The 25990-nt window shown below is 65.7% G+C and carries 27 protein-coding genes; 20 read left to right on the top strand and 7 right to left on the bottom strand.

Annotated elements, in window-relative coordinates; translation table 11 throughout:
* The first annotated feature begins 308 nt into the window (after positions 1-308).
* Positions 309-1400, top strand: coding sequence for a sn-glycerol-3-phosphate ABC transporter ATP-binding protein UgpC (ugpC, locus tag K4043_RS17240; RefSeq protein WP_265310057.1), 1092 nt, complete (start codon positions 309-311; stop codon positions 1398-1400).
* 86 nt (positions 1401-1486) lie between these two features.
* Here the strand turns inward: ugpC and K4043_RS17235 are convergent, their stop codons facing one another.
* Positions 1487-2356, bottom strand: coding sequence for a folate-binding protein (locus K4043_RS17235; RefSeq protein ID WP_265310056.1), 870 nt, complete (start codon positions 2354-2356; stop codon positions 1487-1489).
* A 39-nt stretch (positions 2357-2395) separates the two neighbouring features.
* On the opposite strand from K4043_RS17235, the gene K4043_RS17230 reads away from it, so the two are divergent.
* From K4043_RS17230 to K4043_RS17185, 10 genes are all read left to right on the top strand, one after another.
* Entirely contained in the window at positions 2396-2569 is a 174-nt protein-coding gene (locus K4043_RS17230; protein WP_080341549.1) for a DUF1674 domain-containing protein, read from the top strand.
* Between the two features lie 56 nt (positions 2570-2625).
* Positions 2626-3018 carry a succinate dehydrogenase, cytochrome b556 subunit gene (sdhC, locus tag K4043_RS17225; protein ID WP_046273608.1) on the top strand — a complete coding sequence of 131 codons (393 nt, stop codon included), beginning with the start codon at positions 2626-2628 and terminating at the stop codon, positions 3016-3018.
* Positions 3015-3401, top strand: a complete 387-nt coding sequence (gene sdhD, locus K4043_RS17220) for a succinate dehydrogenase, hydrophobic membrane anchor protein (protein ID WP_123728966.1) — start codon at positions 3015-3017, stop codon at positions 3399-3401. The genes sdhC and sdhD overlap by 4 nt, the downstream gene beginning before the upstream one ends.
* 31 nt (positions 3402-3432) lie before the next feature.
* Complete coding sequence (gene sdhA / locus K4043_RS17215) at positions 3433-5223, top strand: succinate dehydrogenase flavoprotein subunit (RefSeq protein WP_121041870.1); 1791 nt, start codon at positions 3433-3435, stop codon at positions 5221-5223.
* 163 nt (positions 5224-5386) lie between these two features.
* On the top strand, positions 5387-6172 hold the full coding sequence (locus K4043_RS17210) for a succinate dehydrogenase iron-sulfur subunit (RefSeq protein ID WP_088432210.1): 786 nt from the start codon (positions 5387-5389) through the stop codon (positions 6170-6172).
* A 150-nt stretch (positions 6173-6322) separates the two neighbouring features.
* Positions 6323-6571, top strand: a complete 249-nt coding sequence (locus K4043_RS17205) for a succinate dehydrogenase assembly factor 2 (protein WP_019183252.1) — start codon at positions 6323-6325, stop codon at positions 6569-6571.
* The gene (locus tag K4043_RS17200) at positions 6522-6971 is read left to right on the top strand and encodes a hypothetical protein (RefSeq protein WP_123728967.1); all 450 of its coding nucleotides are present in this window, start codon (positions 6522-6524) and stop codon (positions 6969-6971) included. Before K4043_RS17205 ends, K4043_RS17200 begins: the two co-directional genes overlap by 50 nt.
* 23 nt (positions 6972-6994) lie before the next feature.
* Positions 6995-8236 carry a lipoprotein-releasing ABC transporter permease subunit gene (locus K4043_RS17195; RefSeq protein ID WP_123728968.1) on the top strand — a complete coding sequence of 414 codons (1242 nt, stop codon included), beginning with the start codon at positions 6995-6997 and terminating at the stop codon, positions 8234-8236.
* Positions 8229-8942 (top strand): lipoprotein-releasing ABC transporter ATP-binding protein LolD, encoded by a 714-nt coding sequence (gene lolD, locus K4043_RS17190; RefSeq protein WP_121041874.1) that lies wholly within the window; start codon positions 8229-8231, stop codon positions 8940-8942. Before K4043_RS17195 ends, lolD begins: the two co-directional genes overlap by 8 nt.
* A gap of 105 nt (positions 8943-9047) precedes the next feature.
* On the top strand, positions 9048-9512 hold the full coding sequence (locus K4043_RS17185) for a DUF6491 family protein (protein WP_123728969.1): 465 nt from the start codon (positions 9048-9050) through the stop codon (positions 9510-9512).
* A gap of 171 nt (positions 9513-9683) precedes the next feature.
* Here K4043_RS17185 and K4043_RS17180 read toward each other — a convergent pair whose 3' ends face one another.
* Genes K4043_RS17180 through ftsY form a run of 3 tightly spaced genes read right to left on the bottom strand, consistent with a single transcriptional unit; the run spans position 9684 to position 12637 of the window.
* Positions 9684-9953 carry an oxidative damage protection protein gene (locus tag K4043_RS17180; RefSeq protein WP_019183247.1) on the bottom strand — a complete coding sequence of 90 codons (270 nt, stop codon included), beginning with the start codon at positions 9951-9953 and terminating at the stop codon, positions 9684-9686.
* 4 nt (positions 9954-9957) lie between these two features.
* A complete protein-coding gene (gene mutY / locus K4043_RS17175; protein ID WP_123728971.1) occupies positions 9958-11097 on the bottom strand; it encodes an A/G-specific adenine glycosylase in 1140 nt (379 codons plus the stop codon).
* A 49-nt stretch (positions 11098-11146) separates the two neighbouring features.
* Complete coding sequence (ftsY, locus tag K4043_RS17170; protein WP_265310055.1) at positions 11147-12637, bottom strand: signal recognition particle-docking protein FtsY; 1491 nt, start codon at positions 12635-12637, stop codon at positions 11147-11149.
* Positions 12638-12806: 169 nt separating this feature from the next.
* Between ftsY and K4043_RS17165 the strand changes: the two genes are divergently transcribed.
* Positions 12807-13106: a hypothetical protein gene (locus K4043_RS17165; RefSeq protein ID WP_265310054.1), complete on the top strand. Its 300-nt coding sequence runs from the start codon at positions 12807-12809 to the stop codon at positions 13104-13106.
* A 91-nt stretch (positions 13107-13197) separates the two neighbouring features.
* On the opposite strand, the gene htpG is transcribed toward K4043_RS17165, so the two are convergent.
* Positions 13198-15096 (bottom strand): molecular chaperone HtpG, encoded by a 1899-nt coding sequence (gene htpG, locus K4043_RS17160; RefSeq protein WP_265310053.1) that lies wholly within the window; start codon positions 15094-15096, stop codon positions 13198-13200.
* A gap of 334 nt (positions 15097-15430) precedes the next feature.
* The gene (locus K4043_RS17155; protein WP_265310052.1) at positions 15431-16018 is read right to left on the bottom strand and encodes a hypothetical protein; all 588 of its coding nucleotides are present in this window, start codon (positions 16016-16018) and stop codon (positions 15431-15433) included.
* Positions 16019-16591: 573 nt separating this feature from the next.
* Here K4043_RS17155 and rsmD point away from each other — a divergent pair.
* From rsmD to K4043_RS17125, 6 genes are all read left to right on the top strand, one after another.
* Entirely contained in the window at positions 16592-17194 is a 603-nt protein-coding gene (rsmD, locus tag K4043_RS17150; RefSeq protein ID WP_265310051.1) for a 16S rRNA (guanine(966)-N(2))-methyltransferase RsmD, read from the top strand.
* Positions 17195-17201: 7 nt separating this feature from the next.
* Complete coding sequence (gene coaD, locus K4043_RS17145; RefSeq protein WP_123728976.1) at positions 17202-17711, top strand: pantetheine-phosphate adenylyltransferase; 510 nt, start codon at positions 17202-17204, stop codon at positions 17709-17711.
* A 47-nt stretch (positions 17712-17758) separates the two neighbouring features.
* On the top strand, positions 17759-18250 hold the full coding sequence (locus K4043_RS17140) for a hypothetical protein (protein ID WP_019183240.1): 492 nt from the start codon (positions 17759-17761) through the stop codon (positions 18248-18250).
* A gap of 125 nt (positions 18251-18375) precedes the next feature.
* Positions 18376-18660 carry a YfhL family 4Fe-4S dicluster ferredoxin gene (locus K4043_RS17135; protein WP_123728977.1) on the top strand — a complete coding sequence of 95 codons (285 nt, stop codon included), beginning with the start codon at positions 18376-18378 and terminating at the stop codon, positions 18658-18660.
* Complete coding sequence (gene ggt, locus K4043_RS17130) at positions 18657-20393, top strand: gamma-glutamyltransferase (protein ID WP_265310050.1); 1737 nt, start codon at positions 18657-18659, stop codon at positions 20391-20393. Before K4043_RS17135 ends, ggt begins: the two co-directional genes overlap by 4 nt.
* Positions 20394-20489: 96 nt before the next feature.
* On the top strand, positions 20490-21377 hold the full coding sequence (locus K4043_RS17125; protein WP_265310049.1) for an MBL fold metallo-hydrolase: 888 nt from the start codon (positions 20490-20492) through the stop codon (positions 21375-21377).
* Between the two features lie 93 nt (positions 21378-21470).
* Here K4043_RS17125 and upp read toward each other — a convergent pair whose 3' ends face one another.
* Positions 21471-22106, bottom strand: a complete 636-nt coding sequence (upp, locus tag K4043_RS17120) for a uracil phosphoribosyltransferase (RefSeq protein ID WP_019183235.1) — start codon at positions 22104-22106, stop codon at positions 21471-21473.
* A 162-nt stretch (positions 22107-22268) separates the two neighbouring features.
* On the opposite strand from upp, the gene K4043_RS17115 reads away from it, so the two are divergent.
* Positions 22269-24839, top strand: a complete 2571-nt coding sequence (locus tag K4043_RS17115) for a TonB-dependent receptor (RefSeq protein ID WP_265310048.1) — start codon at positions 22269-22271, stop codon at positions 24837-24839.
* A complete protein-coding gene (locus K4043_RS17110) occupies positions 24839-25963 on the top strand; it encodes a phytase (RefSeq protein ID WP_265310047.1) in 1125 nt (374 codons plus the stop codon). The genes K4043_RS17115 and K4043_RS17110 overlap by 1 nt, the downstream gene beginning before the upstream one ends.
* Positions 25964-25990: the final 27 nt, after the last annotated feature.

Genomic DNA, 25990 nt, shown 5'->3' with positions numbered 1-25990 from the left:
AGATCCGGGTGACATCGTTGTCAATCGCTTCTCGTCTATGTTCTCGGGGGTCGGGCGGGGTAGCTTGTCTGCCCGACATGATGGCCTGCCGACGCGGTGTCGGGAGAGATTTCGCATCCTCCCCGGCAATCAGGTCACGGCCGACCATCGGATAGTGCCACGTGAAAACGTTTACATGGCAGAATGCGCAGACTGTATTCGATTGCAGTGGTCGCCGTCATGCGGCACCACGCCATCGACCTGCCATCGGGAGGGCCGAAGGCAGTTCCGCATAACAGCCCGGAGACCGGGCGGACTGGAATGGTGATATGGCAAAAGTGCAGCTGCAGGGCGTTCGCAAGGTCTATGACAACGGTCAGGTGGCCGTGCAGGGCGCAACCTTCGAAGTGGCCGATGGTGAGTTGATGGTGCTGGTGGGGCCGTCGGGGTGTGGCAAGTCCACACTGCTGCGCATGGTCGCCGGCCTGGAAGAGATCAGTGGCGGCACGCTGACGATCGGCGACCGCGTGGTCAACGACGTGGCGCCCAAGGATCGCGACATCGCGATGGTGTTCCAGAGCTACGCGCTGTACCCGCACATGACCGTGGCCGAGAACCTGGCCTTCGGCCTGAAGCTGCGCGGCCACGACAAGGCGACGATCAGCAAGCGGGTCAGCGAGGCGGCCGAAACGCTGGGCCTGACCGACATGCTGGACAAGCTGCCCAAGGCGATGTCCGGTGGTCAGCGTCAGCGCGTTGCGCTGGGTCGCGCCCTGGTGCGTGAGCCGGCGGTGTTCCTGCTCGATGAGCCGCTGTCCAACCTGGATGCCAAGCTGCGCCACAGCGTGCGCACGGAAATCGCGCAGCTGCACCGCAAGCTGGGCACCACCATGATCTACGTGACGCATGACCAGGTCGAAGCCATGACCCTGGGCCAGCGCATCGTGGTGCTCAAGGATGGTGTCATCCAGCAGATCGATACGCCGATGGCGCTGTATGACCGTCCGGCCAACCTGTTCGTGGCCGGCTTCCTCGGCAGCCCGGCAATGAACGTGCTGCGTGGCACTCTGCAGCGCACCGAGAACGGGTTTGCGGTGCAGGACACGGCGCTGACCGCGCCGCTGGGCCAGGCGCGTATCGCGCAGGACTGGGTCGGCAAGGCGATTGCCGTGGGCGTGCGCCCGGAGCATCTGCAGCCTGCCGCTGCCGGTGATGCGACCGCCTTCGAAGCGATGATCGACGGCATCGAGCCGGTCGGCAACGAGATCTTCGTCAACATGACCAGTGGCGGCCAGCCGTTGGTGATGCGCGTGGCGCCGCAGGCGTTGCCGTCCGTCGGTGAGCCGATCCGGGTGGCGATCCAGCCGCAGGGTCTGCACTTCTTCGACGCAGACACCGGCGAGCGCTTGAACGACGCGTAAGGGGCGGACGGGTGACGGGGTTCGCCGACCAACGGTCGGCGCCTACCCGGGCGGCAGGTCACGACCGCTGGTCGTGACCGCGATGCTTACCGCGCCAGACCGTCCAGCAACGGCAGGTGGGCGGCTTCAACCCCGCCGACCGTCAACGGCTCCGGCGCGATCTCCAGCGGCAGCACGGCCAGGGCCAGGTCACCGGCCACCGAGGCCACCGTGCCGATCCCCGTCGCGTTCTGGTGCACCTGCGTGCCGCTGGTCGTGCCCTCCACGACCCGCAGCAGCTGCAGGGCGCGCTTGGCCTTGCCGAGGAAATGGGTGCGGGCCACGATTTCCTGGCCCGGGTAGCAGCCCTTCTTGACGCTGTACCCGTTCAGGCGGTCCAGCCCGAGCTGCTGCGGCGTCCACTGCTCGCGCTGATCTGCATCCAGGCGCGGCAGGCCGTAGCGCAGATCGGACTGGCGCCAGGCCAGCGCGATATCCGCGCTGTCGGCCGCAGCGGCCACGGCATCGGCCGCACCGATCCGCAGGCTGCGCGGAAGCGCATCGCTGCCCAGGTCCAGTTCGAGGTTTTCGCCGGCAAGTTGCGCAATCGCGGCCCCGGAGGCCGATTCCGGCGCGGTGAAGCTCGCCACCACCGCCAGATCGTTTCGCAGCTCGATCCGCACCTTGCGGCGGAACACGAAACGCTGCAACTGCGACGCAATCGCATCGGCGTCGCCATCGGCGAGCACCAGCACGATGCGCTCCTCCTCCAGCCGCAACAGCTGGAACACAGCAATGGTGCGGCCCTTGGCCGTCAGCCAGGCGCTCCACTGCCAATGCCGCAGGGGCAGGGCGGTGACGTCGCTTGAGAATTGGGCATGGGCGAACGCGGCCGCATCGGCACCGCTGAGGCTGAGCAGCTGGTGACCGGGGAGGCGCGAAAAGCCGGCGAAATCGGAGGGCAGGTTGTCAGGCACGTGAACGGGGTCTAAAATTTGTGCGTTGCGAGAACACCCATGATAGGCCAAACAACCCCCACTCCAGATTCTGAAGCTGAAGGCACGCTGGTACCGGAGGAGCAACCGCTCCCCGAGACGCCGGCAGTGCCTTTGGAAATCGGCGGCCGCGGCGGACTTGATCCGGTGCGGTACGGAGATTGGGAAAAAAACGGACGCTGCATCGATTTTTGATCAGCATTGAGCCAACGCGGCATTGTGCCGCCCAGCCGAGATAACGAGCCCAGCGAATGGCCGCCAGAGAACGTCCCCTTTCCCCGCACCTTCAGGTGTATCGCTGGCAGATTCAGATGGCCACCTCGATCCTGCATCGAGCGACCGGCATCTTTCTGTCTGTTGGAGCCCTGATCATTGCCGGCGGCCTGCTCGCCCTGATGATGGGTCCTGAATCCTGGAACTGCTTCACCGGCCACGCCGGCAGCTGGTACGGCAAGCTCTTCCTGTTCGCCTGGACCTGGTCCTTCGCCTACCACCTGTGCAATGGCATCCGCCATATCGTGCAGGACTTCGCGATCGGCTTCTCCATTCCCGCCTTCGTGCGCAGCAGCTGGGTCTCGGTCTTCGCCAGCCTGGTGATCACCGCCCTGATCTGGGCCTATGTCTTCATGGGAGCGGCCGCATGAACAAGTACCGTACCCCGCTGAAGAACGTGCGTGGCCTGGGCGCCGCCAAGACCGGCACCGAACACTTCGTGATGCAGCGCCTGACCGCCACCGCGCTGGTCGGCCTGACCATCTGGTTCCTGGTGTTCGTGCTGAGCCTGATCGGCGCCGATTACGTGACCGCCACCGACGCGGTGTCCAAGCCGTGGAACGCGGTGCTGCTGGTCGGCTTCCTGGTCGCGATGTTCTGGCATGCCCAGCTCGGCCTGCAGGTCGTGCTGGAAGACTACATCCACAATTCGCTGCTGGCCCTGGCGCTGCAGACGACGGTGAAGTTCATCGCCGTGCTCGGCGCGATCGTCAGTGTGTTTGCGGTCGCCCGCATTACGCTCGGCGTTGCCTGAGTCCAGGCACCAAGACAGGAATCCAGATTAGATGTCCGCTTACAAGATTACGGAACACAAGTACGACATGGTCGTGGTCGGCGCCGGCGGTGCTGGCCTGCGCGCTACGTTCGGTCTTGCCGCCAAGGGCCTGCAGACGGTCTGCCTGACCAAGGTCTTCCCGACCCGTTCGCACACCGTGGCCGCGCAGGGCGGTATTTCCGCCGCGCTGGGCAACATGGGCGAAGACGACTGGCGCTACCACTTCTTCGACACCATCAAGGGCTCGGATTGGCTGGGTGACCAGGACGCCATCGAGTACATGTGCCGCGAAGCGATCCCGGCCATCATCGAACTGGAACACTACGGTGTGCCGTTCAGCCGTACCGAAGAAGGCAAGATCTACCAGCGCCCGTTCGGCGGCATGACCACCAAGTACGGCGAAGGCCCGTCCGCGCAGCGCACCTGCGCCGCCGCCGACCGTACCGGCCACGCCATGCTGCACACGCTGTACCAGCAGTCGCTGGCGCACAACGCGCGCTTCATGATCGAGTACTTCGCCCTCGACCTGATCTTCGATGACGAAGGCGTCTGCCGCGGCGTGCTCGCGCTGGACATGGCCGACGGCTCGCTGCACCTGTTCCGCGCCCATGGCGTGGTGCTGGCCACCGGCGGCTACGGCCGCGCCTACTTCAGCGCCACCTCGGCCCACACCTGCACCGGCGACGGCGGCGGTCTGGTCATGCGTGCCGGCCTGCCGATGCAGGACATGGAGTTCGTGCAGTTCCACCCGACCGGTATCTATGGCGCGGGCTGCCTGATCACCGAAGGCGTGCGTGGCGAAGGCGGCATCCTGCGCAACAGCAACGGCGAGCGCTTCATGGAGCGCTATGCACCGCACTACAAGGATCTGGCCTCGCGCGACGTGGTGTCGCGTTCGATGACCATCGAGATCCGCGAAGGCCGCGGCGTCGGCGAGCACAAGGATCACATCCTGCTCGACCTGACCCATCTCGGCCCGGGCGTCATCGACGACAAGCTGCCGGGCATCGCTGAAAGCGCCCGCATCTTCGCCGGCGTGGACGTGCACAAGCAGCCGATTCCGGTCATCCCGACCGTGCACTACAACATGGGCGGCATCCCGACCAACTACCACGGCGAAGTCGTGCGCAAGGTCGGCGACAACCCCGATGCGGTCGTGCCGGGCCTGTACGCCATCGGCGAAGCGGCCTGCGTGTCCGTGCACGGCGCCAACCGCCTGGGCTCGAACTCGCTGCTGGATCTGGTCGTGTTCGGCCGTGCGGTGGCCAACCGCTGCGCAGACACCATCAAGTCCGGCGCACCGCACAAGACCCTGCCGTCCGATGCCTGCGACAAGGCCCTGGGCCTGCTCGACAAGCTGCGTTACGCCAACGGCGACACCCCGACCTCGGTCATCCGCGATCGCATGCAGCGCACCATGCAGAACGACGCGGCGGTGTTCCGTACCAGCAAGACGCTGGAAGAGGGCTGCACCAAGATGGCCGAGATCTTCGACTCCTTCCAGGACGTCAAGGTCTCCGACCGTTCGCTGGTGTGGAACTCGGACCTGATCGAAACCTACGAGCTGAACAACCTGCTGCTCAACGCGGTGGCGACGATCAACTCGGCCGAACAGCGCAAGGAAAGCCGTGGCGCGCATGCGCATGAGGACTTCCCGGACCGCGACGACGTCAACTGGCAGAAGCACACGCTGGTCAACGTCGACGAGAACGGCAAGTGCGAGTTCGACTACCGTCCGGTCCACATGTACACGCTGAGCAAGGACGTGGACGTCGTCCCGCCCAAGCCGCGCGTTTACTAAGAGACCTGCGGCATGACCTCCGTCCACGCAGCGCTCGCCACCGCCACCACCCGCACGGGTGGGGTGGTACGTGCGCCGCGGGCCGGTGGTGTCGACTTCCTCATCTTCCGTGCTACCCGCGCCTGCTCTGCAGCGCGAGCCGCCTGAGCCAACGAGAACAGCCATGGCCGAGTTTTCCCTCCCCAAGAATTCCAAGATCGGAAAGGGCAAGCACTTCCCCGCCCAGACCGGTGCGAAGAACACCCGCACCTTCAAGATCTACCGCTGGAGTCCCGACGACGACAGCAATCCGCGCACCGATACGTATGAGATCGATCTGGACGCCTGCGGCCCGATGGTCCTGGACGCGCTGATCAAGATCAAGAACGAGATCGATCCGACCCTGACCTTCCGTCGTTCGTGCCGCGAGGGCATCTGCGGTTCGTGCGCGATGAACATCGACGGCACCAACACGCTGGCCTGCACCCGCGCGATTGCCGATTGCGGCAAGGCCGAAGTACCGATCTACCCGCTGCCGCACATGAGCGTGGTCAAGGATCTGGTGCCGGACCTGACCCACTTCTACGCGCAGTACGCCTCGATCAAGCCGTGGATCCGCACCCAGACCCCGCCGCCGCCGGATCGTGAGCGCCTGCAGTCGCCGGAAGACCGCAAGAAGCTCGATGGCCTGTATGAGTGCATCCTGTGCGCGTGCTGCTCGACCAGCTGCCCGAGCTACTGGTGGAACGGCGAGCGTTACCTGGGTCCGGCGATCCTGCTGCAGGCCTACCGCTGGATCATCGACTCGCGCGATGAAGACACCGGTGCGCGCCTGGACGAGCTGGAAGACCCGTTCAAGCTGTATCGCTGCCACACCATCATGAACTGCTCGCGGACCTGCCCGAAGGGCCTGAACCCGGCGCTGGCCATTGCCGAGATCAAGAAGCTGATGATGGCGCGTCGCGCCTGATCCAGACGTGCCCTGCAGCGCCACGCCATGCGTGGCCCTGCAACAAAGGATCGAAACGGTAGAGCCACGCCATGCGTGGCTTCGCAGAAAATGATCGAAACGGTAGAGCCACGCCATGCGTGGCTTTGCCTTATCTGGAAACGCAGAAAAATGGACGAAGCAACCGAACTGAAAAAGCTGCGCTGGCGTTGCCGTCGCGGCATGCGCGAGCTGGACCAGCTGTTCGGCCGTTACCTGGACCGTTGCTGGCTGCAGGCACCGACAGACGAGCGCGAGGTTTTCCTGTTCCTGCTCGAGAGCGAGGACGATAAGTTGTGGCGCTGGTTCATGGGTTACGAGGAGTGCCCGCATGCCGCGCCCGCCGCCCTCATCGCCCGGATCCGCGCCCTTCCTGCGTGAGTGGCATCCCTCGCGCTGGCAGTGCCGCGCGCTGATCGCCATGGGCGTTGTGATGCCCTGGGCGTTGTGGGCGACCGATCTGCCCGCGCCGTGGGGCCTGGCGCTGGGCGTGGTGGCGATGGCCGGCACCTGGTGGGAGGCATGGCGGTATGCGCGCCGCCCGGGCTGCGTCTTTGTGATTCCGGCGGACGAAGACCCGGCGCAGGTGGATGGCGAACCCGTCGAGGCACTGCAGATGCGGCGCCGTGGCCCGCTGGTGCAGCTGGGGTGGCGGCAGGACGGCCGCCGCCACTGGCGCCTGTTCTGGCCCGATACCCTTCCAGCAGGGCAGGCACGTGAACTGCGACTAGCCGTCCGGGCACACTGCATTTCCCGTTCACCCCCTGCAGTGGCACCATAGCCTGAATTGTCCGGCGTACCTGCATGTTCAAACCCATACCTGTCTCGATTGGCCTGCGCTACCTGCGGGCCAAACGCCGCAACGGCTTCATCTCCTTCATCTCCATGGCCTCGATCCTCGGCATTGCCCTGGGCGTGACCGTGCTGATCACCACGCTGGCGGTCATGAGCGGTTTCCAGAAGGAGATCCGTGATCGCCTGCTGCAGATGACCGCGCATACCACCATCACCACCGACGGCGCTCCCATGGCCGATTGGGCGCATGCGGTGGAGGTGGCCAAGAAGGATCCGCGGGTTGCCGGCGCGGCGCCGTACATCGAAATCCAGGCCATGCTCAGCGGCCCCCGCGTGCAGGGCGCCATCGTGCAGGGCATCGACCCGGCGCTGGAGCCGAACGTCTCGGTGATCAACCAGAAGGTCAAGAAAGGCAGCTTCGACAGCCTGACCGCGGGCAGCTACAACCTGCTGGTCGGCCAGGAGCTGGCGATCTACCTCGGTGTCGGCGTCGGCGATACCGTGCTGGTCACGTTGGCCGAAGTGCAGGGCACGCCGATCGGTGCGATCCCGCGCATGAAGCGCTTCACCGTGAGCGGCATCTTTGAAGCCGGTTACAACGAGGTCGACCGCGGCGTGGCCTACGCCAACATGGCCGATCTGGAAAAAGTACTGCGCATCGATGGCGTCACCGGCGTGCGCCTGAAACTGCATGACATGGACAAGGCGCTGGAGGTCGGCGTCGATCTGGCCCACAACCTGACCGGTGCCTACCGGGTCAGCGACTGGACCCAGCAGAACGCGAACCTGTATCACTCGCTGCGCATGGAAAAGGTGGTGATGGGCATCCTGCTCTCGCTGATCATCGCCATGGGCGCGTTCAACCTGGTCTCCTCGCAGGTGATGCTGGTCACCGACAAGCAGGCCGACATCGCGATCCTGCGCACGCTGGGCCTGACCCCGGGTGGTGTCATGCAGGTGTTCATGGTGCAGGGCTCGCTGATCGGCATCTTCGGTACCGTGCTCGGCGTGATCGGTGGCATCACCCTGACCTTGAACCTGGAGCGCATCCTCGGCGCGATCGAGACGCTGTTCAACGTCAAGCTGCTGCCGGAGGACGTGTACTACATCACCGGCCTGCCGACCGACATGCAGACCCCGGACATCATCGTGATCACCGCCGTGGCGCTGATCATGAGCTTCCTTGCCACCCTGTATCCCGCCTGGCGCGCGGCACGTACCCAGCCGGCGGAGGCCCTGCGTTATGAATGAAGCACTCACCCTGGGCCAGGAAGTCATCCGCGCCGAAGCCCTGGCCAAGACCTATGCCGAAGGCCGTATGCAGACCCCGGTGTTCAACGGGCTGGACCTGCGCGTGGCGGCCGGCGAGACCGTGGCCATCATCGGTGCCTCCGGTGCCGGCAAGAGCACCCTGCTGCATCTGCTCGGTGGGCTGGATACGCCGACGGCGGGCGAGGTCTACGTGGCCGGCCAGCGCATGTCCGGCCTGTCCGACAGCCAGCGCGGCCAACTGCGCAACCGTGCGCTCGGCTTCGTGTACCAGTTCCATCACCTGCTGCCCGAATTCACCGCGCTGGAAAACGTGATGATGCCGGTGCTGCTCGGCGGCGAAGAAGTGGTCGACGCGCGCACCCGTGCGCAGGCGCTGCTGGAATCGGTCGGCCTGGGCCATCGCCTGGACCACAAGCCGGGCGAGCTGTCCGGCGGTGAGCGCCAGCGTGCGGCCGTCGCCCGCGCCTTGGTCAACCGCCCGGCCTGCGTGCTCGGTGATGAGCCGACCGGCAACCTGGATGACAAGACTGCGGCGACCGTGTTCGAGCTGATGCTCGAGCTCAACCGCGCGCACCACACCAGCCTGGTGCTGGTGACCCATGACCGCTCCTTGGCGCGCAAGCTGGACCGCGTGTTGGAGCTGCGCGAAGGGCGGCTGCACAGCCTCGCGCACAGCGAGGTCTGAGTAGGCATCGCTGCCCGCCTGATCGCTGAACACCCGGCGGGGTCCTCTCGCCGGGACCACGCCGGGCGGCGCATGATCGCCGCACAGTCCCCAGCAGGAGGCGTCATGAAGCAGACCCTTGCCATCGCGGCCCTGTGTCTCGGCCTGGCCGCGTGTGCCAGTACCGGCCGGTTGTCCACCGCGCAGAAGCTCGATCTTTACCGCGCCCACGCCGGGCCGCCGCAGCAGGACATGCCGTTGTATGGCTCGCTGTCGGGCTGGAACGAGCTGGGTGACAGCGCGCTGGCGGTGTGGACACGCCCGAGCGAGGGCTATCTGCTGGAACTGGCCGGGCCGTGCCAAGGGCTGGACTACGCTCCGGCGATCGGCCTGACCAGCCGCGTCGGTCGTGTCTCGGCGCGCTTCGACAAGGTGCTGGTGCGCGACCCCACGCCTGGCCCGATGAACATGCCGTGCTTCATCAGCAGCATCCGCAAGCTGGATACCAAGGCCCTGCGCAGCTCGGAACAGGCGCTGCGCCAGGCACAGGTGCAGGAGCGCGAAGAGGGCCAGCAGCCACCGACCCGGTAGTGCCGGCCGCTTGGCCGGCCAAGGTATATCGACGAGGCACCGCGATCTGCCGGACCCCACATCCTCGCGGTCGTCACAACCTCACGGTCGTCACAACCTCACGGTCGCCCCAACCTCACGGCCGCCCCAACCTCGCGGTAGATACCGACCGTTGGTCGGTATCAGCAACGATCAGGCCTCCGGTACGAACCCGGCCGGCTTCTCCGCGCCACCGCTGAACAGGTACTTCACCAGCTCCTCTTCCAGGAACGCGCGGTGCTTGGGATCGCGCGGCGACAGCCGGTTTTCGTTGATCAACATGGTCTGGTGCGCCAGCCACGCGGCCCACGCCGGCTTGCCGATGTGGTTGAAAATGCGCTGGCCCAGTTCGCCGGGGTAGGGCACGAAGTCCAGGCCTTCGGCGTCGCGTTGTTCGTACTGGCAGAAAACGGTGCGGGGCATAGCGTTACTCGATGTCTTGGGATGTTGCTGCGCGCCGCATTGTACGGCGCTTGGGCTGAGCGGGCGGTGCACCGGTCTCCAGCAACTTGCGGATCGGTGCGGGCAGGCCCAGCGTGGCCAGCGCCTCGGCAGCGACCCAGCGCAGGTCAGCCTTCTCGTCGCGCAGCCCCTGTACCGTTGCCTTCAGCACCTGCAGATGCAGCCGGTAGTGGCTGAAGGTGTGCTCCAGCACCGGCAGCGGCTCGGCGTCGTCCAGCGAGCCGTCGATGTGCGCGTCGAACCAGTCCTGCAACGCGATCCCGCTGTCGGCCTGGGGCAGGGTCCACAGCTGCGCCCAGATGCCGGTGTCAGGCCGCTTCTGCAGCAGCACCCGGCCGCGCGCATCGCGCAGCAGCAGCGCCACCGCCTCGCGCTCGGGCAAGGTCTTGCCGGGCTTCGGCGTCGGCAGCTGATCGGTGCGCCCCTCGCGACGGGCGACGCAGGTGGCCTGCAGCGGACAGATCACGCAGGCAGGCTTGCTGCGGCTGCAGACACTGGCGCCGAGGTCCATCTGCGCCTGGGTGTAATCGACCATGCGCGTGTCAGGCACATGCTCGGCGTGCGCCTCGGCCACTGCCCACAGCTGCTTTTCGACGACCGGCAGGCCGGGGAAGCCCTCGATGCCGTGATAGCGGGTCAGTACGCGTTTGACGTTGCCATCCAGGATTGCGAACCGATCATTCCAGGCCTGGCTGAGGATCGCGCCCGCGGTGCTGCGGCCGATGCCCGGCAGCGCATGCAATGCATCGAAATCGCGCGGCAGCTCGCCGCCATGCAGGTCCACGCAGCGCTGCGCGGCCGCATGCAGGTTGCGTGCACGGGCGTAGTAACCCAGGCCGGCCCACTGGGCCATCACCGCATCATTGCTGGCCGCGGCCAGGTCGGGCAGGGTCGGGAACGCCGCGAGGAACTTCAGGAAATACGGGATGACCGTGCTGACCTGGGTCTGCTGCAGCATGATCTCCGACAGCCACACCCGGTACGGCGAGCGCGGGTGCTGCCACGGCAGGTCATGCCGGCCATGATCGTCGAACCAGTGCAGCAGCCGCGCGACGAAGACATCGTCGGTCGGCAACGTGGCGCTGGCGGGAGGCTGGCGGGTCATGCAGGTTCCGGAGGAGGGCTGGTGCCACGCCATGCGTGGCTGCATCAGCTCAGGCGCCGAGTGCTTCGGGCAGCAGTGCGTCGACAAAGGCTTCCGGATCGAACACGCGCAGGTCTTCGGGGCGCTCGCCGATGCCGCAGAAGCGGATCGGAATGCCGAATTCACGCGCCAGCGCGAACACCACGCCGCCCTTGGCGGTACCGTCCAGCTTGGTCACCACCAGGCCGGTCACGTTGACCGCGGCATGGAACTGACGCAGCTGCGAGAGCGCGTTCTGGCCGGTGGTGCCATCGATGACCATCAGCACTTCATGTGGTGCATTGGCATCGATCTTGCCGAGCACGCGGCGGATCTTGCCGAGCTCGTTCATCAGGCCGGCCTGCGTGTGCAGGCGGCCGGCGGTATCGGCGATCAGCACCTCGGTGCCACGTGCCTTGCCGGCCTGCAGTGCATCGAAGGCGACCGAGGCGGCATCGGCGTTCTGGCCCTGCGCAACCACGGCCACGCCGTTGCGCTCCCCCCAGGCCTGCAGCTGCGCGACGGCAGCGGCACGGAAGGTATCGCCGGCGGCCAGCATCAGGCTGTGGCCGTCGTCCTTGAAGCGCTTGGCCAGCTTGCCGATGGTGGTGGTCTTGCCGACGCCGTTGACGCCGACGGTGAGCACCACGAAGGGCTTGGCGGTGCGGTCGATCACCAGCGGCTTGGCCACCGGCTGCAGGATCGCGATCAGCTCGGCGCGCAGCGCGGTGAGCAGCGCGTTGGCATCGGTGAACTCGCGCGCCTTCATGCGCTTGCGCAGGCCTTCGACCAGCGCCGTGGTCGCGCCGACGCCGACATCGGCGGTGATCAGCGCGGTTTCCAGTTCGTCGAGCAGGTCGTCATCGAGCTTGGGATTGCGCGAGAACAGACCGCCGAAACTGCGTGCGATCACGCTGTTGCGCAGGCGCTCGCGCCAGCCGCTCTTGCCGGCGGCGGCGGGGGCCATGTCCTGGGAGGACGGGCGCTCGGTCACGATGGTGGGGGCGACCGGGGCAGCCGGGGTAACCGGGGTAACTGTAGTGATCGGAGCTGGAACAGCCGACGGCGCAACGACGGCCGGCGCAGGGTTGCTCACAGGAGCGGCCGGAAGCGGGGTGGGCGTGGCGAGCGCGACACGGGCCTCCAGCGGAGGCGCTTGAACCGGTGCAGCCACCGTCGGGACCGGGGCAATAGGCTCCTGAACAACTGGCGCGGCCATCGCGGGTGCAGGGGCTGCCGGCGCCGGGGTCACCGGAGCAGGCACCACAGGTGTAGCCACCACGGGCGCGGGAATGACCGGGGCGGGAACCACGGGGGGCGGCGCGATTACCCGCTCGGCCGGCGCGGCAGCGGGAACAGGCGTTTCCACCACGGGCGGCATCGGCTCAGGCGCTGGCGGTGCAGCGGGCTCGGCCCTGGCCTGCGGGAACGCGGCAGCCAGCTCCTCGGCGGAGTAATGCTGGGTCTTGGCCGCCTCTTGCGGGGCGTCCTGGGGCTTTTTGCGACGGAAGAAGCTGAGCATTGGCAAAAGACGCTGAAATCAGAGGGCTATGCTACCACTGCGCCCCGAATGCCCATGGGCGTGCAGGTGCGGTGGGGCGGGACTCAAGTAATGGCCGATGCGGCCGTTACCGGTTGTGAAGGGCTGCGCCATGCGGGCGCGGCCGGGACGGCGAAACGGGAAACGGTGAATGATGAGCGTGATGTCCATTGCCAGCGCCGGCATGCGTGCCGCCTCGCTGGGCGTACAGGCGGCCGCCTCCAACGTGGCGCGATTGCCGGTGGCTGATTCCACACGCCTGGGTGTGGCGCAGGCCGCAACGGCAGGTGGCGGTGTCACCGCCACCGTGGTCGCCGCCCCCGACGATGCCAACGCGCCGATCGCGGATATGCTCACGGCCAAGCAGGCTGCGCTGGCGTTTGCCGCCAACGCGACCGTGATCCGGCGTCAGGACGAGATGCTCGGCACCTTGCTCGACCGCTGGGCCTGACCCGAGCGCGCGCGGTGTCCGCCTCGCGGCGCCATGCATCATCAACCGCGGTGGGCGCAGACCGGTGGCCGGCACCCCTCTGCCGCACGACTTACGCCGACAGCTCCAGCAGCAGCTTGTTGAGCCGGCGCACATACGCCGCCGGGTCCTTCAGCGTGTCGCCCGCGGCCAGCGCGGCCTGATCGAACAGAACGCGGCTCAGGTCGTCGAAGCGTGCGGCATCGCCTTCCTGGTCCAGCTTGCCGATCAGCGGATGGGCCGGGTTGAACTCGAACACCGGCTTGCTGTCCGGCACCTTCTGCCCACTGGCTTCCAGGATCTGGCGCATCTGCAGGCCCAGATCCTGCTCGCCGATCGCCAGGATCGCCGGGGAATCGGTCAGGCGGTGCGAGACGCGCACGTCGGTGACGTCCTCACCCAGTGCGGACTTGATGCGGTCCACCAGTGCCTGCTTGTCCTTGGCGACGGCTTCCTGGGCCTGCTTGTCTTCGGCGCTTTCCAGCGCGCCCAGGTCCAGATCGCCACGCGCGACATCGACGAACGACTTGCCGTCGAATTCGGTCAGGTACCCCATCAGCCATTCGTCGATGCGGTCGGTGAGCAGCAGCACTTCGATGTTCTTCTTGCGGAAGACTTCCAGGTGCGGGCTGTCCTTGACCTGGGTGTGGCTGTCGCCGGTCAGGAAGTAGATCTTGTCCTGGCCCTCGATCATGCGGCCCACGTAATCGGCCAGCGAGACGCTGGGCTCGCCACTGGCATCATGGGTCGAGGCGAAGCGCAGCAGGCCGGCGATCTTTTCGCGGTTGTTGAAGTCTTCGGCCGGACCTTCCTTGAGCACCTGGCCGAACTGCTTCCAGAAGCCGGCATAGATCTCCGGCGTGTCCTTGGCCAGCTTTTCCAGCATGTCCAGCGAGCGCTTGGTCAGCGCCGACTTCATCGAATCGATGACCGGGCCGGACTGCAGGATTTCGCGCGAGACGTTCAACGAAAGATCGTTGGAATCCACCACACCCTTGATGAAACGCAGGTACAGCGGCAGGAACTGCTCGGCCTGGTCCATCACGAACACGCGCTGCACGTACAACTTCAGGCCCTTGGGCGCGTCGCGGTGGTACAGGTCGAACGGTGCATGGCCGGGGACATACAGCAGCGAGGTGTACTCGAGCTTGCCTTCCACCTTGTTGTGGCTCCACGCCAGCGGGTCCTGATGGTCGTGCGCGGCGTGCTTGTAGAACTCCTGGTACTCGGCGTCGGTGATCTCGGTGCGCGGGCGCGTCCACAGGGCGCTGGCACGGTTCACGGTCTCCCATTCGATCTCGGCCGGGGCGTCTTCACCGTGGTGTTCCTTGACCATCTGGATCGGCAGGCCGATGTGGTCGGAGTACTTCTTGATGATGCCGCGCAGGCGCCAGCCATCGGCGAAGTCGCGTTGGTCGTCCTTCAGGTGCAGCACGATGCGGGTGCCGCGCTCGGGCTTGTCGATGCCTTCCACGTCGAACTCGCCTTCGCCGCGCGAGGACCAGTGCACGCCCTCGCTGGCGGGCAGGCCGGCGCGACGGGAATACACGTCCACCTGGTCGGCGACGATGAAGGCGCTGTAGAAGCCGACGCCGAACTGGCCGATCAGCTGGGAGTCCTTCTTCTGGTCACCGGAGAGCTGGCGCAGGAAGTCGCCGGTGCCGGACTTGGCGATGGTGCCCAGGTGCGCGATCGCCTCGTCACGGCTCATGCCGATGCCGTTGTCGTCGATGGTCAGGGTGTTGGCGGTGGCGTCGAAGCTGACGCGGATTCGCAGGTCGCCGTCGTTCTCGAGCAGGGCCGGCTGGGTCAGCGCTTCGAAGCGCAGTTTGTCCGAGGCGTCGGCGGCGTTGGAGATGAGCTCGCGAAGGAAGATTTCCTTGTTGGAGTACAGCGAGTGGATCATCAGCTGCAGCAGCTGTTTGACTTCGGTCTGGAAGCCCAGGGTTTCTTTTTGGGTCTGCACGGTCATGGGTCGTGTTGCTCCTTGGGGCATTGCCGCGCCCGGCGCGGCGGCTGGCTCAAGGGGTAGGGGTGGCGGGCTGGGTTTTCAAGTGCGCGGAAACAGCGCGGGTAGACCAACGCACGGATCCTGATGATCCGGGTGGCAGCCGACAGTATTGTGGCCAGGCACGACCCTTCTGTGCTGAGGGGCAGGGGCGGGGCGCTTCCGCTTGGATTGGTTGCGAACCGCCGCCATTGTGAATGAACATCACACCATGCCTTCGATGGGCCACATTGCATTTTTGTTGATGCGGCTTACTAACTCCTATTCATTCTGGTGCGCCGGAGCAAGCGGACTTGCTTCAGTTGATAGCCACCGAGCCATTGTCGGAGCCACATAGGCGGGGGACGCAACCTTCCATTTTCGTTGATATCCTTCTTGGCTCGTGAACGATACAGATCGCGGTTGCAACATGACTTCCGCTGAAGGGGCGGGCGTAAAACTGAGAGAAATTGGTTGTGCACCGGCCGCTATCGACTGAAACACTACCCCGCATGGAGCCGGAGCTTGAACTGCTGTAGCGAATGGTACCCGTTGAGTGGAAGTTGACGCCCACACGGGCTGAGCCATTGGGTGCATTCGCAAAAACATAATCGGTTGATCTATCCATGAGCGCACCCGGGTATTGATGGGTGGCCACTTCTGGGTCGAGCGCCTTGTCCTCATCGCCCAATTCGCATATCCAGGCCGCAAGACTTCCTTTCAGCACGGCTTCTCCTCCAGCAGGCCGCGCATTCTTTTCGAGGCAGAAGGCCTCATGGTAGAGCTGCGTTGCCTTGCTTTGGCGAGAATACTGATAGGTGGGATTGCCGTCTTCGTTCATCAATAAACGCTGTTCGACCGCGACGAAGCCCCCTTCAAAGTCCGGCCACTCAGTGGTCCTGACCATGGTGCTCTCCCCGCTTGTGTTTACTTCTACCCGATCTTGTTGAGAGGTGGGAGGGGCTGCAGACACTGGGAAGGCAATTATCAAGGCGATCGCGATTCTATTCATTTTGAGTGCCCGGAAGGCCGCGGGTGCGGCAATTGGATTCTCGTTAACCAAGTAAGGCGGTGCAGCGCTATTCGTCTCGAAATGGCGCGTCTGGCAATGACATTTTTATATTGATAATGGTGCGGCCATCTGCGGTCCCGATGGTGGGTGGCCATCGGTGCATGAAATGACTCCTCGGTCGACACTCCAGTCGAGAACATTGAATGGATGTAGATGAGCGGGGTTGCGACGTAGCGATGCGTACCGGCGACGCTTCAAGCGACGAGAGCGCCCCGGGTTTGCGGGATAGTGGATTGGGAGGTGCGGGTCCACGATCTATCGATGGGATCGCCCCGTGTCGCGTTTAGTGAATGAAGCGCATTCGCCAGGTACCACCGATTAGACTATTGGGCCGCCTTCCCCTGCCTTTCGTCCCATGACCCGTTTGCCTCCGTTTCACGCGTCGACCCACCCAACCAAGAGCCACGCATGAAGCCGCGTCAGCCGGCGGGCGCCGTGGGCCAGGTGCGGATCATCGGGGGCAAGTGGCGCAATACGAAGCTGCCGGTGCCGCTGTCACCGGGGCTGCGGCCCAGCAGTGACCGGGTGCGCGAGACGCTGTTCAATTGGCTGACGCCGCGGCTGGGCGGGGCGCGGGTGCTGGATCTGTTCGCCGGCAGCGGGGCGCTGGGGCTGGAGGCGGTGTCGCGGGGGGCAGCGCAGGCGACGCTGGTGGAGCGGGATGTGGCGTTGTCCCGGCAGCTGCGCGAGTCGGTCGCCAAGCTGGGGGCGCAGGACCAGATCGCGGTGGTGCAGGCCGATGCGCTGCAGTGGCTGCGGCAGCCGGCCGGGGCGCTGGCGGATATCGTGTTCATCGATCCGCCGTTCGCCGATGGGCTGTGGGAGGCCGTGATCGCCGGGCTGCCGTCGCATCTGGCCGCCGATGCCTGGCTGTACGTGGAGTCCCCGGCCGATCAGGCGCCGAAGATGCCCGCGCCGTGGCTGCTGCACCGTGAGGGGGGCACCCGGGAGGTCCGTTTTGCCCTGTATCGGCGCGCCACTGCTACACTTTCACCAGACCAACACGCGTAGCTGACGTATGACCGTGGCCAACCGCCGCATTGCTGTCTACCCGGGCACCTTCGATCCGATCACCAACGGTCACATCGATCTGGTGAACCGCGCTGCACCCCTGTTCGAGAAGGTGGTGGTGGGCGTGGCGCAGAGCCCGTCCAAGGGGCCGACCCTGCCGCTGGAGCAGCGCGTGCAGCTGGCTCGCGATGCGCTGGGCCACAACCGCAACGTGGAAGTGCGTGGTTTCGACACCCTGCTGGCGCATTTCGTGCGTTCGGTGCAGGGCGGCATCCTGCTGCGCGGCCTGCGCGCGGTGTCCGATTTCGAGTACGAATTCCAGATGGCGAGCATGAACCGCCATCTGATCCCGGAGGTCGAGACCCTGTTCCTGACCCCGGCCGAGCAACACAGCTTCATTTCGTCTTCGCTGGTCCGCGAGATCGCCCGTCTGGGCGGCGACGTGTCCGGCTTTGTGCCGTCCGCTGTGCTTGAGGCGCTGCGCAAGGTCCGTGAAGCGAAGTCGGCCCAAGCGTAGTACCTGCAAGACCCATACATACCAAGAATCACCAAGGGAGGAATTCCATGAACAACACCATGCGTGCCATGTTGATCGCGTCGTTCGCGCTGGCCTTCACCGCCTGCAAGAAGGAAGAGGCCGCGCCGGTCGTCGAAGCCCAGCAGGCGCTGGTCGCCCCGGCTGCCGATGACGATGCCGGCTGGAAGAAGTACCTGCAGGCCGTGGCCGTGCAGAACATGGGCAACATCAGCAACAGCCCGTACCTGTACTACCTCGCCCCGGAATCGGATCCGGAATTCGCGGCCAAGTATGAGCGTCAGGTCGAAAGCGCCACCCAGGCCGTGGGCCGTGGCGTGCAGCCGGGCAACATGCTGGCCTTCGGTTCCTCGGCCTCGGCCAAGATGGCCGACATGATCCAGGCCGTGTTCAAGGACGTTTCGCCGGACTCGATGAAGGGTGTGCGCGTGGTGTTCATCGGCAAGGCCGCCGACAACGCCCGCGTCCAGTCGATCATCCAGCCGACCGGCGCCGAGTACATCTTCGTCGAAGCCAAGTAACCCGTGCAGTGGCGGCTGCGCCGTGTGCGCAGCCCGGGTGGCGCCCGCAGGGGCGTCACCGATGACCGGCCCGCGCGCCCGCGTGGGCCGGTTCTCATCCGCCGGCGCGGGCGTGGAGTAACGCCATGTCGCTGAAAATCAATGAGCTCTGCGTCAATTGCGACGTCTGTGAGCCGGCCTGTCCCAATCAGGCCATTTCGATGGGTGAAACCATCTACGTGATCGATCCGGCCCGCTGCACCGAGTGCGTGGGGCATTTCGACGAACCCCAGTGCGTGGTCGTCTGCCCGGTCGAATGCATCGATCCCGATCCGGACATTCCGGAAACCCAGGACGCTCTGCTGGCCAAATTGCATGGACTGCAGCGCGATCATCCCGAATTGTATGTCACGGAGTTTGTGCCCAAATGAGAACGCTGTCGCGTCGCTGGTTGCTGTTTGTCCTGCTGGTGGCCCCGGGTGCCTGGGCCGCGGAACCCGCGCAGGCGGCCCTGGCCAAACATCCTGACGGTGCCGCCGTCGCCAGTGGCCATCACCTGGCCACCGAAGCCGGCATGGAAATCCTGGCCAAGGGCGGCAACGCGTTCGATGCGGCCGTCGCGGTTTCGGCCACGCTGGCGGTGGTCGAGCCGATCAGTTCCGGCCTTGGCGGCGGCGGCTTCTTCCTGCTGCACGATGCGGCCACGGGCAAGGATGTGATGCTGGACGCGCGCGAAACCGCGCCGCAGTCCGCCACCCCCGAAGCCTTCCTGGACAAGAAGGGCGAGCTGGACCGCGACCGTTCGGTCAATGGTGCCTGGTCGGCCGGTATCCCGGGCCTGCCGGCAGCACTGGTGGAGCTGTCCTCCAAGCACGGCAAGCTGCCGCTGAAGACCTCGCTGGAACCGGCCATGCGCATCGCGCGCGAGGGCTTCCCGGTGTATGCACGCATGGCCAAGGGCTATCAGTCCCGGCGTGAGGTGATGCAGCGCTACCCTGGCACGCGCGAGGTGTATGAGCGCAACGGCAAGCCGATCGCCGAAGGCGACGTGTTCCGCCAGCCGGAATTGGCAAGGACCATGGAGCGTCTGGCCGACCAGGGCTTTGATGGTTTCTACCGTGGCGAGACCGGCAAGCTGCTGCTCAAGGGCGTGAAGCAGGCCGGTGGCCAGTGGACCGCCGAGGAGCTGGCCGGCTACCGGGTCAAGCTGCGCGAGCCGATCGCCTTCAAGTACCGCGACTGGACCATCACCACCGCCTCGCCGCCGTCTTCCGGCGGCATCGCGCTGGCGGCCATGCTGCAGATCCTGGAAGGCTGGGATCTGAAGTCGATGGACCAGGCCCACCGCACCCACCTGGTAGTGGAAGCGATGCGCCGCGCCTACCGCGACCGCACCTTCTTCCTGGGGGATCCGGACTTCGTGGATATCCCGCAGAAAGTGCTGACCAGCAAGGATTACGCGCAGGGACTGCGTGCCACCATCCATCCGGAGAAGGCGACGCCGAGCGATCTGCTGTCGGGCAACCCGACCCCGCTGGAAGATGATGAGACCACGCATTTCTCGATCATCGACCGCGAAGGCAACCGCGTCGGCGCCACCCAGACCGTGAACCTGCTCTACGGCTCGGGCCTGATTCCGTCGGGTACCGGCGTGCTGCTGAACAACGAAATGGACGATTTCGCGCTGAAGCCGGGCACCCCCAACGCCTTCGGCGTGATGGGCTATGCGGCCAATGCGCCGAAGCCGGGCAAGCGCATGCTCAGCTCGATGACCCCGACGTTCATGGAGTCCGCCGACAAGGTCGTGGTGCTCGGCACGCCCGGTGGCAGCCGCATCATCACCATGGTGCTGCTGGGCATCCTCGGCTACGACGACGGCCTGACCGCGCAGCAGGTCGCCGCGCTGCCGCGCTACCACCACCAGTGGTTGCCCGACCGCATCGAGGCCGAGGACGGCACCTTCGATACGGACACCATCAAACAGCTGCAGGCGATGGGCCACAAGATCGATCTGCCCGGCGATACCGCCGCGGGCGGTCGCGGCTCCAGCCATGTCTGGGGCAACCTGCAGACGGTGGAATGGGACCGCCGCAGCAATGTCCTCAGCGGTGGCAGCGACCCGCGCAACCCGGTCGGCAGCGCCGCGGTCAGCCAAGCGCATTGATTGATCGCAGCAATGAGAAACCCCGTCCCAGTGGCGGGGTTTTTTCATGGGCGACGGCTAGCGAATATTTAACGTGCGCCGCCGGATAATTTGCGAATGAAACTATGGTCCATCCGCGGTAACTCCCAGAAACTCGACGGCGGCGCGATGTTCGGCAATGCGCCGCGCGCGGTCTGGGAAAAATGGGCGGCACCGGACGATCTCAACCGGATCGAACTGGCGTGCCGTGCATTGCTTGCCAGCCCGCTGGCCGGCAAGACGGTGCTGTTCGAAACCGGTATCGGCGCGTTCTTCGAGCCGAAACTGCGGGACCGTTACGGCGTGCAGGAACCCAGCCACGTGCTGATCGAATCCCTGCGCGAGGCCGGGTTCGAGCACGAAGACATCGACGTGGTGGTGCTGAGCCACCTGCACTTCGATCATGCCGGCGGCCTGCTGGCACCGTGGAGCGAAGGGCGCTCGCCGGAACTGTTGTTCCCGAATGCGATCTTCCTGGTCGGTGCCGAACACTGGGCGCGTGCGCTGCATCCGCACCCGCGCGACCGGGCCAGCTTCATTCCGGAGCTTCCCGGCCTGCTGGAGGCGAGTGGGCGACTGGAAATCGTCGAGGGCCCGTACTCGACCACCCTGGGTGACAGTGTGCGTTTCAGCTTCAGCGACGGGCATACCCCGGGCCTGATGCTGGCCGAGATCGTCGGGCCGGAGACGGTGGACGGCCAGGCGCGGGGTGGCGTGGTGTTCTGCGCGGACCTGATCCCGGGCCGGTCGTGGGTGCATGTACCGATCACCATGGGTTACGACCGCAATGCCGAACTGCTGATCGACGAGAAGCGCAGCTTTCTGGAAGACAAACTGGCCCGCAACGTCCATCTGTTCTTCACCCACGACCCCCAGTGCGCGCTGGCGCAGGTGTCACGCGATGAAAAGGGCCGCTTCGGCACCGTGCACGAACAGGGCGAACTGAAGGCGCGCGCGCTGGCATAACGCCAGGGGTGGCCCGGCCGCGCACCGCCCGGGCATGACCAGGCCATGTGAAGCACCGACGGCCGTTGAGGGCCGCCGGTCAGAAGGACGGAATCAACCGACCACGCGGGTCCCGAAAATCCGGTCGCCGGCGTCGCCCAGGCCCGGCAGGATGTAGCCCTTCTCATTGAGCTGGGCATCGATGGCGGCAGTGAAGATCTCCACATCCGGATGCACGGCCTGCACGGCCGCGATGCCTTCCGGTGCGGCGACCAGGAAGATGCCCTTGATCCGGCGTGCGCCGGCGCGCTTGAGCATGTCGATGGTGGCGATCAGGGTGCCACCGGTGGCCAGCATCGGGTCCAGGATCAGCGCATCGCGCTCTTCCAGGCGGCCGGTCAGGCGCTCGAAGTAGGGCACCGGTTGCAGGGTTTCCTCATCGCGCTGCAGGCCGACCACGCTCACGCGCGCGGCCGGAATCAGCGACAGCACGCCACTGAGCATGCCCAGGCCGGCGCGCAGGATCGGCACCACGGTGATCTTGGCGCCGGCAATGCGCTGCACCGTCACCGGGCCCGCCCAGCCGGCCATGGTGTGGGCTTCGGTATCCAGATCGGCCGTGGCCTCATAGGCCAGCAGCCCACCGAGCTCATTGGCCAGCTCGCGGAAGTCCTTCGTGCTCAGCGACGCATCGCGCATCAGGCCGATCTTGTGCTGCACCAGCGGATGGCGCACTTCGACGATTTTCATGGGGGGAATCAGGCGAGAGAAGAGACCGATAGTGTGCCGCAACACCCCACCGAAGCCAAAAGCCGACGCCGCCACCGACCGTTCGATGTCCCCGGTGTCATCCCCATGCAACCTCCCGGACATACCGTGCTGACCCATTCTTTACACAGATTGGGGAAGGCAGTGCAGAAGAAGCGTCCGTTGGGCCTGGCGATCAGCCTTTCGTTGCTGGCGGTGATCACCCCGTCGGCCCATGCCGCCGATACGCCCGATGGCGGCACGGTGGCCGGCAGCGCCGCCGCCAGTGCCGCCGCGATCGATCTGGACCGGGTCGAAGTCCGCCCGCAGCTGGAGTCGCAGACCCGGGCGGTCGACCTCAAGCGCAGCAGCGATGCGATCGAAGATGCGGTGTCTTCCGATGCCATGGGCGTCTACCCGGACCAGAACGTGGCCGAATCGCTGCAGCGCCTGCCGGGCGTCAGCGTTACCCGTGACCAGGGCGAGGGGCGCTTCGTGGTCATCCGTGGCCTGGATGCCAATCTCAACAGCGTCAGCGTCGATGGCATCGCGATTGGTACCCCGGAAGACTCCAGCCGCGCGGCCCCGCTGGACGTGATTCCCTCCGACTCGACCGAGCGCCTGCGCGTGGTCAAGTCGCCCACCCCGGACATGCCGGGCGACGCCATCGGCGGTGCGATCCTGGTCGAGTCCGCCTCGGCGTTCGATCGCGAAGGCCGCAACCTGCGCGGCAAGATCGAAGCCAGCCATCAGCAGCTCTCCGGCAACACCAGCCCGAAGGCCGCGATCAACTACAGCGAAGTGTTCGCTGATACCTTCGGCGTGGCGCTGGGGGTGAACTACCAGAACCGCAAGTTCGAATCGGACAACACCGAAGTGGAGTACGACACGTTCGACGGCGGTGCCGAGGACGACCTGTTCGCCACCAGCCTGCAGCAGCGCAAGTACGAGATCGAGCGCAAGCGCATCGGTGCGAACCTCAACCTGGATTGGCGCCCGGATGACGACAACCGCTACTACCTGCGCACGCTGTACAGCCAGTTCGATGATGCCGAGACGCGCCAGCGCACGATCTTCAATTTCGGCGATGGCGACGTCACCTCGCTGGGCAGCAATCAGTACCGTGTCGATGACCTGCCGGCCGATGCCATCCAGAAGCGCATGCGCTACCGCACCAAGAAGGAAAACACCTTCACCACCAGCGCCGGCGGCGAGAACCGCCTGACCAATGCGGTGGTCGATTACAAGGTGGGTTACACGCGTACCGAAGAGCGCGTCAACGATGAGATGGAGGCGCGCTTCGAGTACAACGGCGACGACCTCGGCGCCCGCGTCGATCAGAACAGTGGCATCCCGCGCTACAGCCTGACCAGCGCGGAGTGGATGGATAACGGCAACTACGATTTCGATCGTTTCGTGGTGTCGCCCAAGCAGGTCAACGACAGCGAACGCAGTGCGCAGATCAACGTGCGCTTCGATGGCGATTCCTCCAGCATCAAGCTTGGCCTGCTCGGTCGCTGGCGCGATCGCGACGTCAATGTCGATGAGCGCGAACTGCGCGTCGGTCCGGACGTGGCGTTGTCCGACTGGACCACCTCCCCCCCCGATCACCGTGGCGGCAGCCTCGGCCAGGGCATGAGCTCGGATGCCATGCGCCGCTACTGGGCACAATCCGGCAGCCGCTACAGCGCCCGCCCGCAGGATGCCGGCGGCAACGCGCTGACCTCGCTGGAAGAGGATTACACCGCCAGCGAAGATATCTTCGCCAGCTACGTGATGGGCACCTGGGATGTCGGCGCGCTGCGCATCATTGGCGGTGTCCGCGTGGAGAACACCCAGTTCAGCGCCACCGGCAACAGCGTCGAGGTGGCCGGTAACGGCCGCAGCTTCACGGTTACCCCGTTGAGCGTGAGCCGCAGCTACACCAACGTGCTGCCCGGCCTGCACCTGCGCTACGACGCCGGTGATGACTGGGTGCTGCGCGCGGCCGCCAACAAGACCGTCTCGCGTCCGTCGTTCGGCGATGTGGCACCGCGTGTCGGCCTGAGCCGGGGTGACGAGGAAGTCCGGATCGGCAATCCGCAGCTGGATCCGTATGAATCCAGGAACATCGACCTCTCGCTCGAAAAGTACATCGGCAGCACCGGCATCGTCTCGCTGGGCGTGTTCCACAAGTCGATCGACGGCTACATCGTCAACACGGTGAGCAACAACGATCCGGCGTATCCGGGCTTCGAGGTCACCCGGGTGATCAACGGCAACAAGGCCACGGTCAAGGGCGCCGAGTTCAACTGGCAGCAGCAGCTCGCCTTCCTGCCGGCCGGCTGGGATGGCCTGCTGGTGGGTGCCAGCGGTACCTGGCTGGATACCGATTTCGACCCCGGCGTGGCTGGCCGCGAGCGCGACGACTTCATGCTGCCGCGCGCCTCCAAACACGTGTACAGCGCGCACATCGGCTATGAAAAGGCCGGCTTCAGCACCCGCGTGGCCGCGGTCTACCGCAGCGAGTACCTGGATTCACTCGGCGACAGCCGCGCCTATGACATCTATGTGGCGCCCAACACCCAGCTCGATTTCAGCATGGACTACAAGATCACCTCGAACGTCAGCGTCTACTTCGAAGCGCAGAACCTGCTCGACAAGCCGCTGGAGCTGTACCAGGGCGTGCGCTCGCGCACCCTGCAGAACGAGGAATATGGTCGCACCTACGCCCTTGGCCTGAAGGTGGCCCTGTGATGCGCGCGTCCCATGGCCTGAGCCTGCTCGCACTGGCGCTGTTGACCGCCTGCAGGCCGGCAGCCGCGCCCGACGCAGCGGCGCCGGCCCCGGTGGTCGCACCGACCGGCACCGACGCCTCCACGGCACGTGATGTGGCCACCGTCGCCGAAGCGTTCCTCACTCCGATGACCCCGGACGACAACATCGACTCGCCGGCCAGCTGGACCACGCCCGACGGCCAGGTCTGGCTGATCGCGACCGCCAAGGCCACCGACAAGCTGGTGGTCTACGACGGGCAGACCGGGGCGAAGCTGCGTGACGTCGGCAGCCTCGGCACCGCCCCGGGTCAGTTCGATCGCCCCAACGGCATCGCCGTGGTCGATGACCTGGTGCTGATCGTGGAGCGCGACAACCACCGCGTGCAGGTGCTGCAGCTGCCGGACTTCATCCCGCTGGGCGTGTTCGGCGCCGACGATCTGCGCAAGCCGTACGGGCTGTGGGTGAACAAGCAGGGCAATGGCTACGACGTGTACGTCACCGATTCCTACGATGCGGGCGAAGACGCGCAGGGCAACGATGTGCTGCCGCCGCTGGCCGAACTGGACAAGCGCGTGCGTCGTTACGCGGTCACCGTGCAGGGCGGCAAGGCGCTGGCTGCATTGACGGCCAGTTTCGGTGACACCACCGAGGCCGGCGCGCTGCGCGTGGTCGAATCGATCTGGGGCGACCCGGCCAACGACCGCCTCCTGATCGCCGAAGAAGACGAAACCTACGCCAGCGAGTTCAAGGTCTATACGCTGGAAGGCCGCTTCAGCGGCACCACGTTCGGCCGCGATGCCTTCCAGGCCCAGGCCGAAGGCGTGATGCTGCGCACCTGCGGCAAGGACGGCTGGTGGATCACCACCGAGCAGGGCAAGCAGCGCAGCGTGTTCCATCTGTTCGACCGCCACAGCCTGAAACATGTCGGTGCATTCCAGGGCAATACGGTGGCCAACACCGACGGCATCTGGTCGATGCAGGCACCGTCCGCGCGCTTTCCGCATGGCGCGCTCTATGCCGTGCACGATGACCAGGGCGTGGTGGCCTTCGACTGGGCGAGCATCGCCAAGCAGTTGTCGCTGCCGCTGGAGTGTGGCGCGTGAGCCGCGTTCCCGCCGCCCTGACCGCGC

The organism is Stenotrophomonas sp. SRS1, from assembly GCF_026130205.1.
GTDB lineage: Bacteria > Pseudomonadota > Gammaproteobacteria > Xanthomonadales > Xanthomonadaceae > Stenotrophomonas > Stenotrophomonas rhizophila_B.
This window is presented reverse-complemented; position numbering and strand designations above follow the sequence as displayed.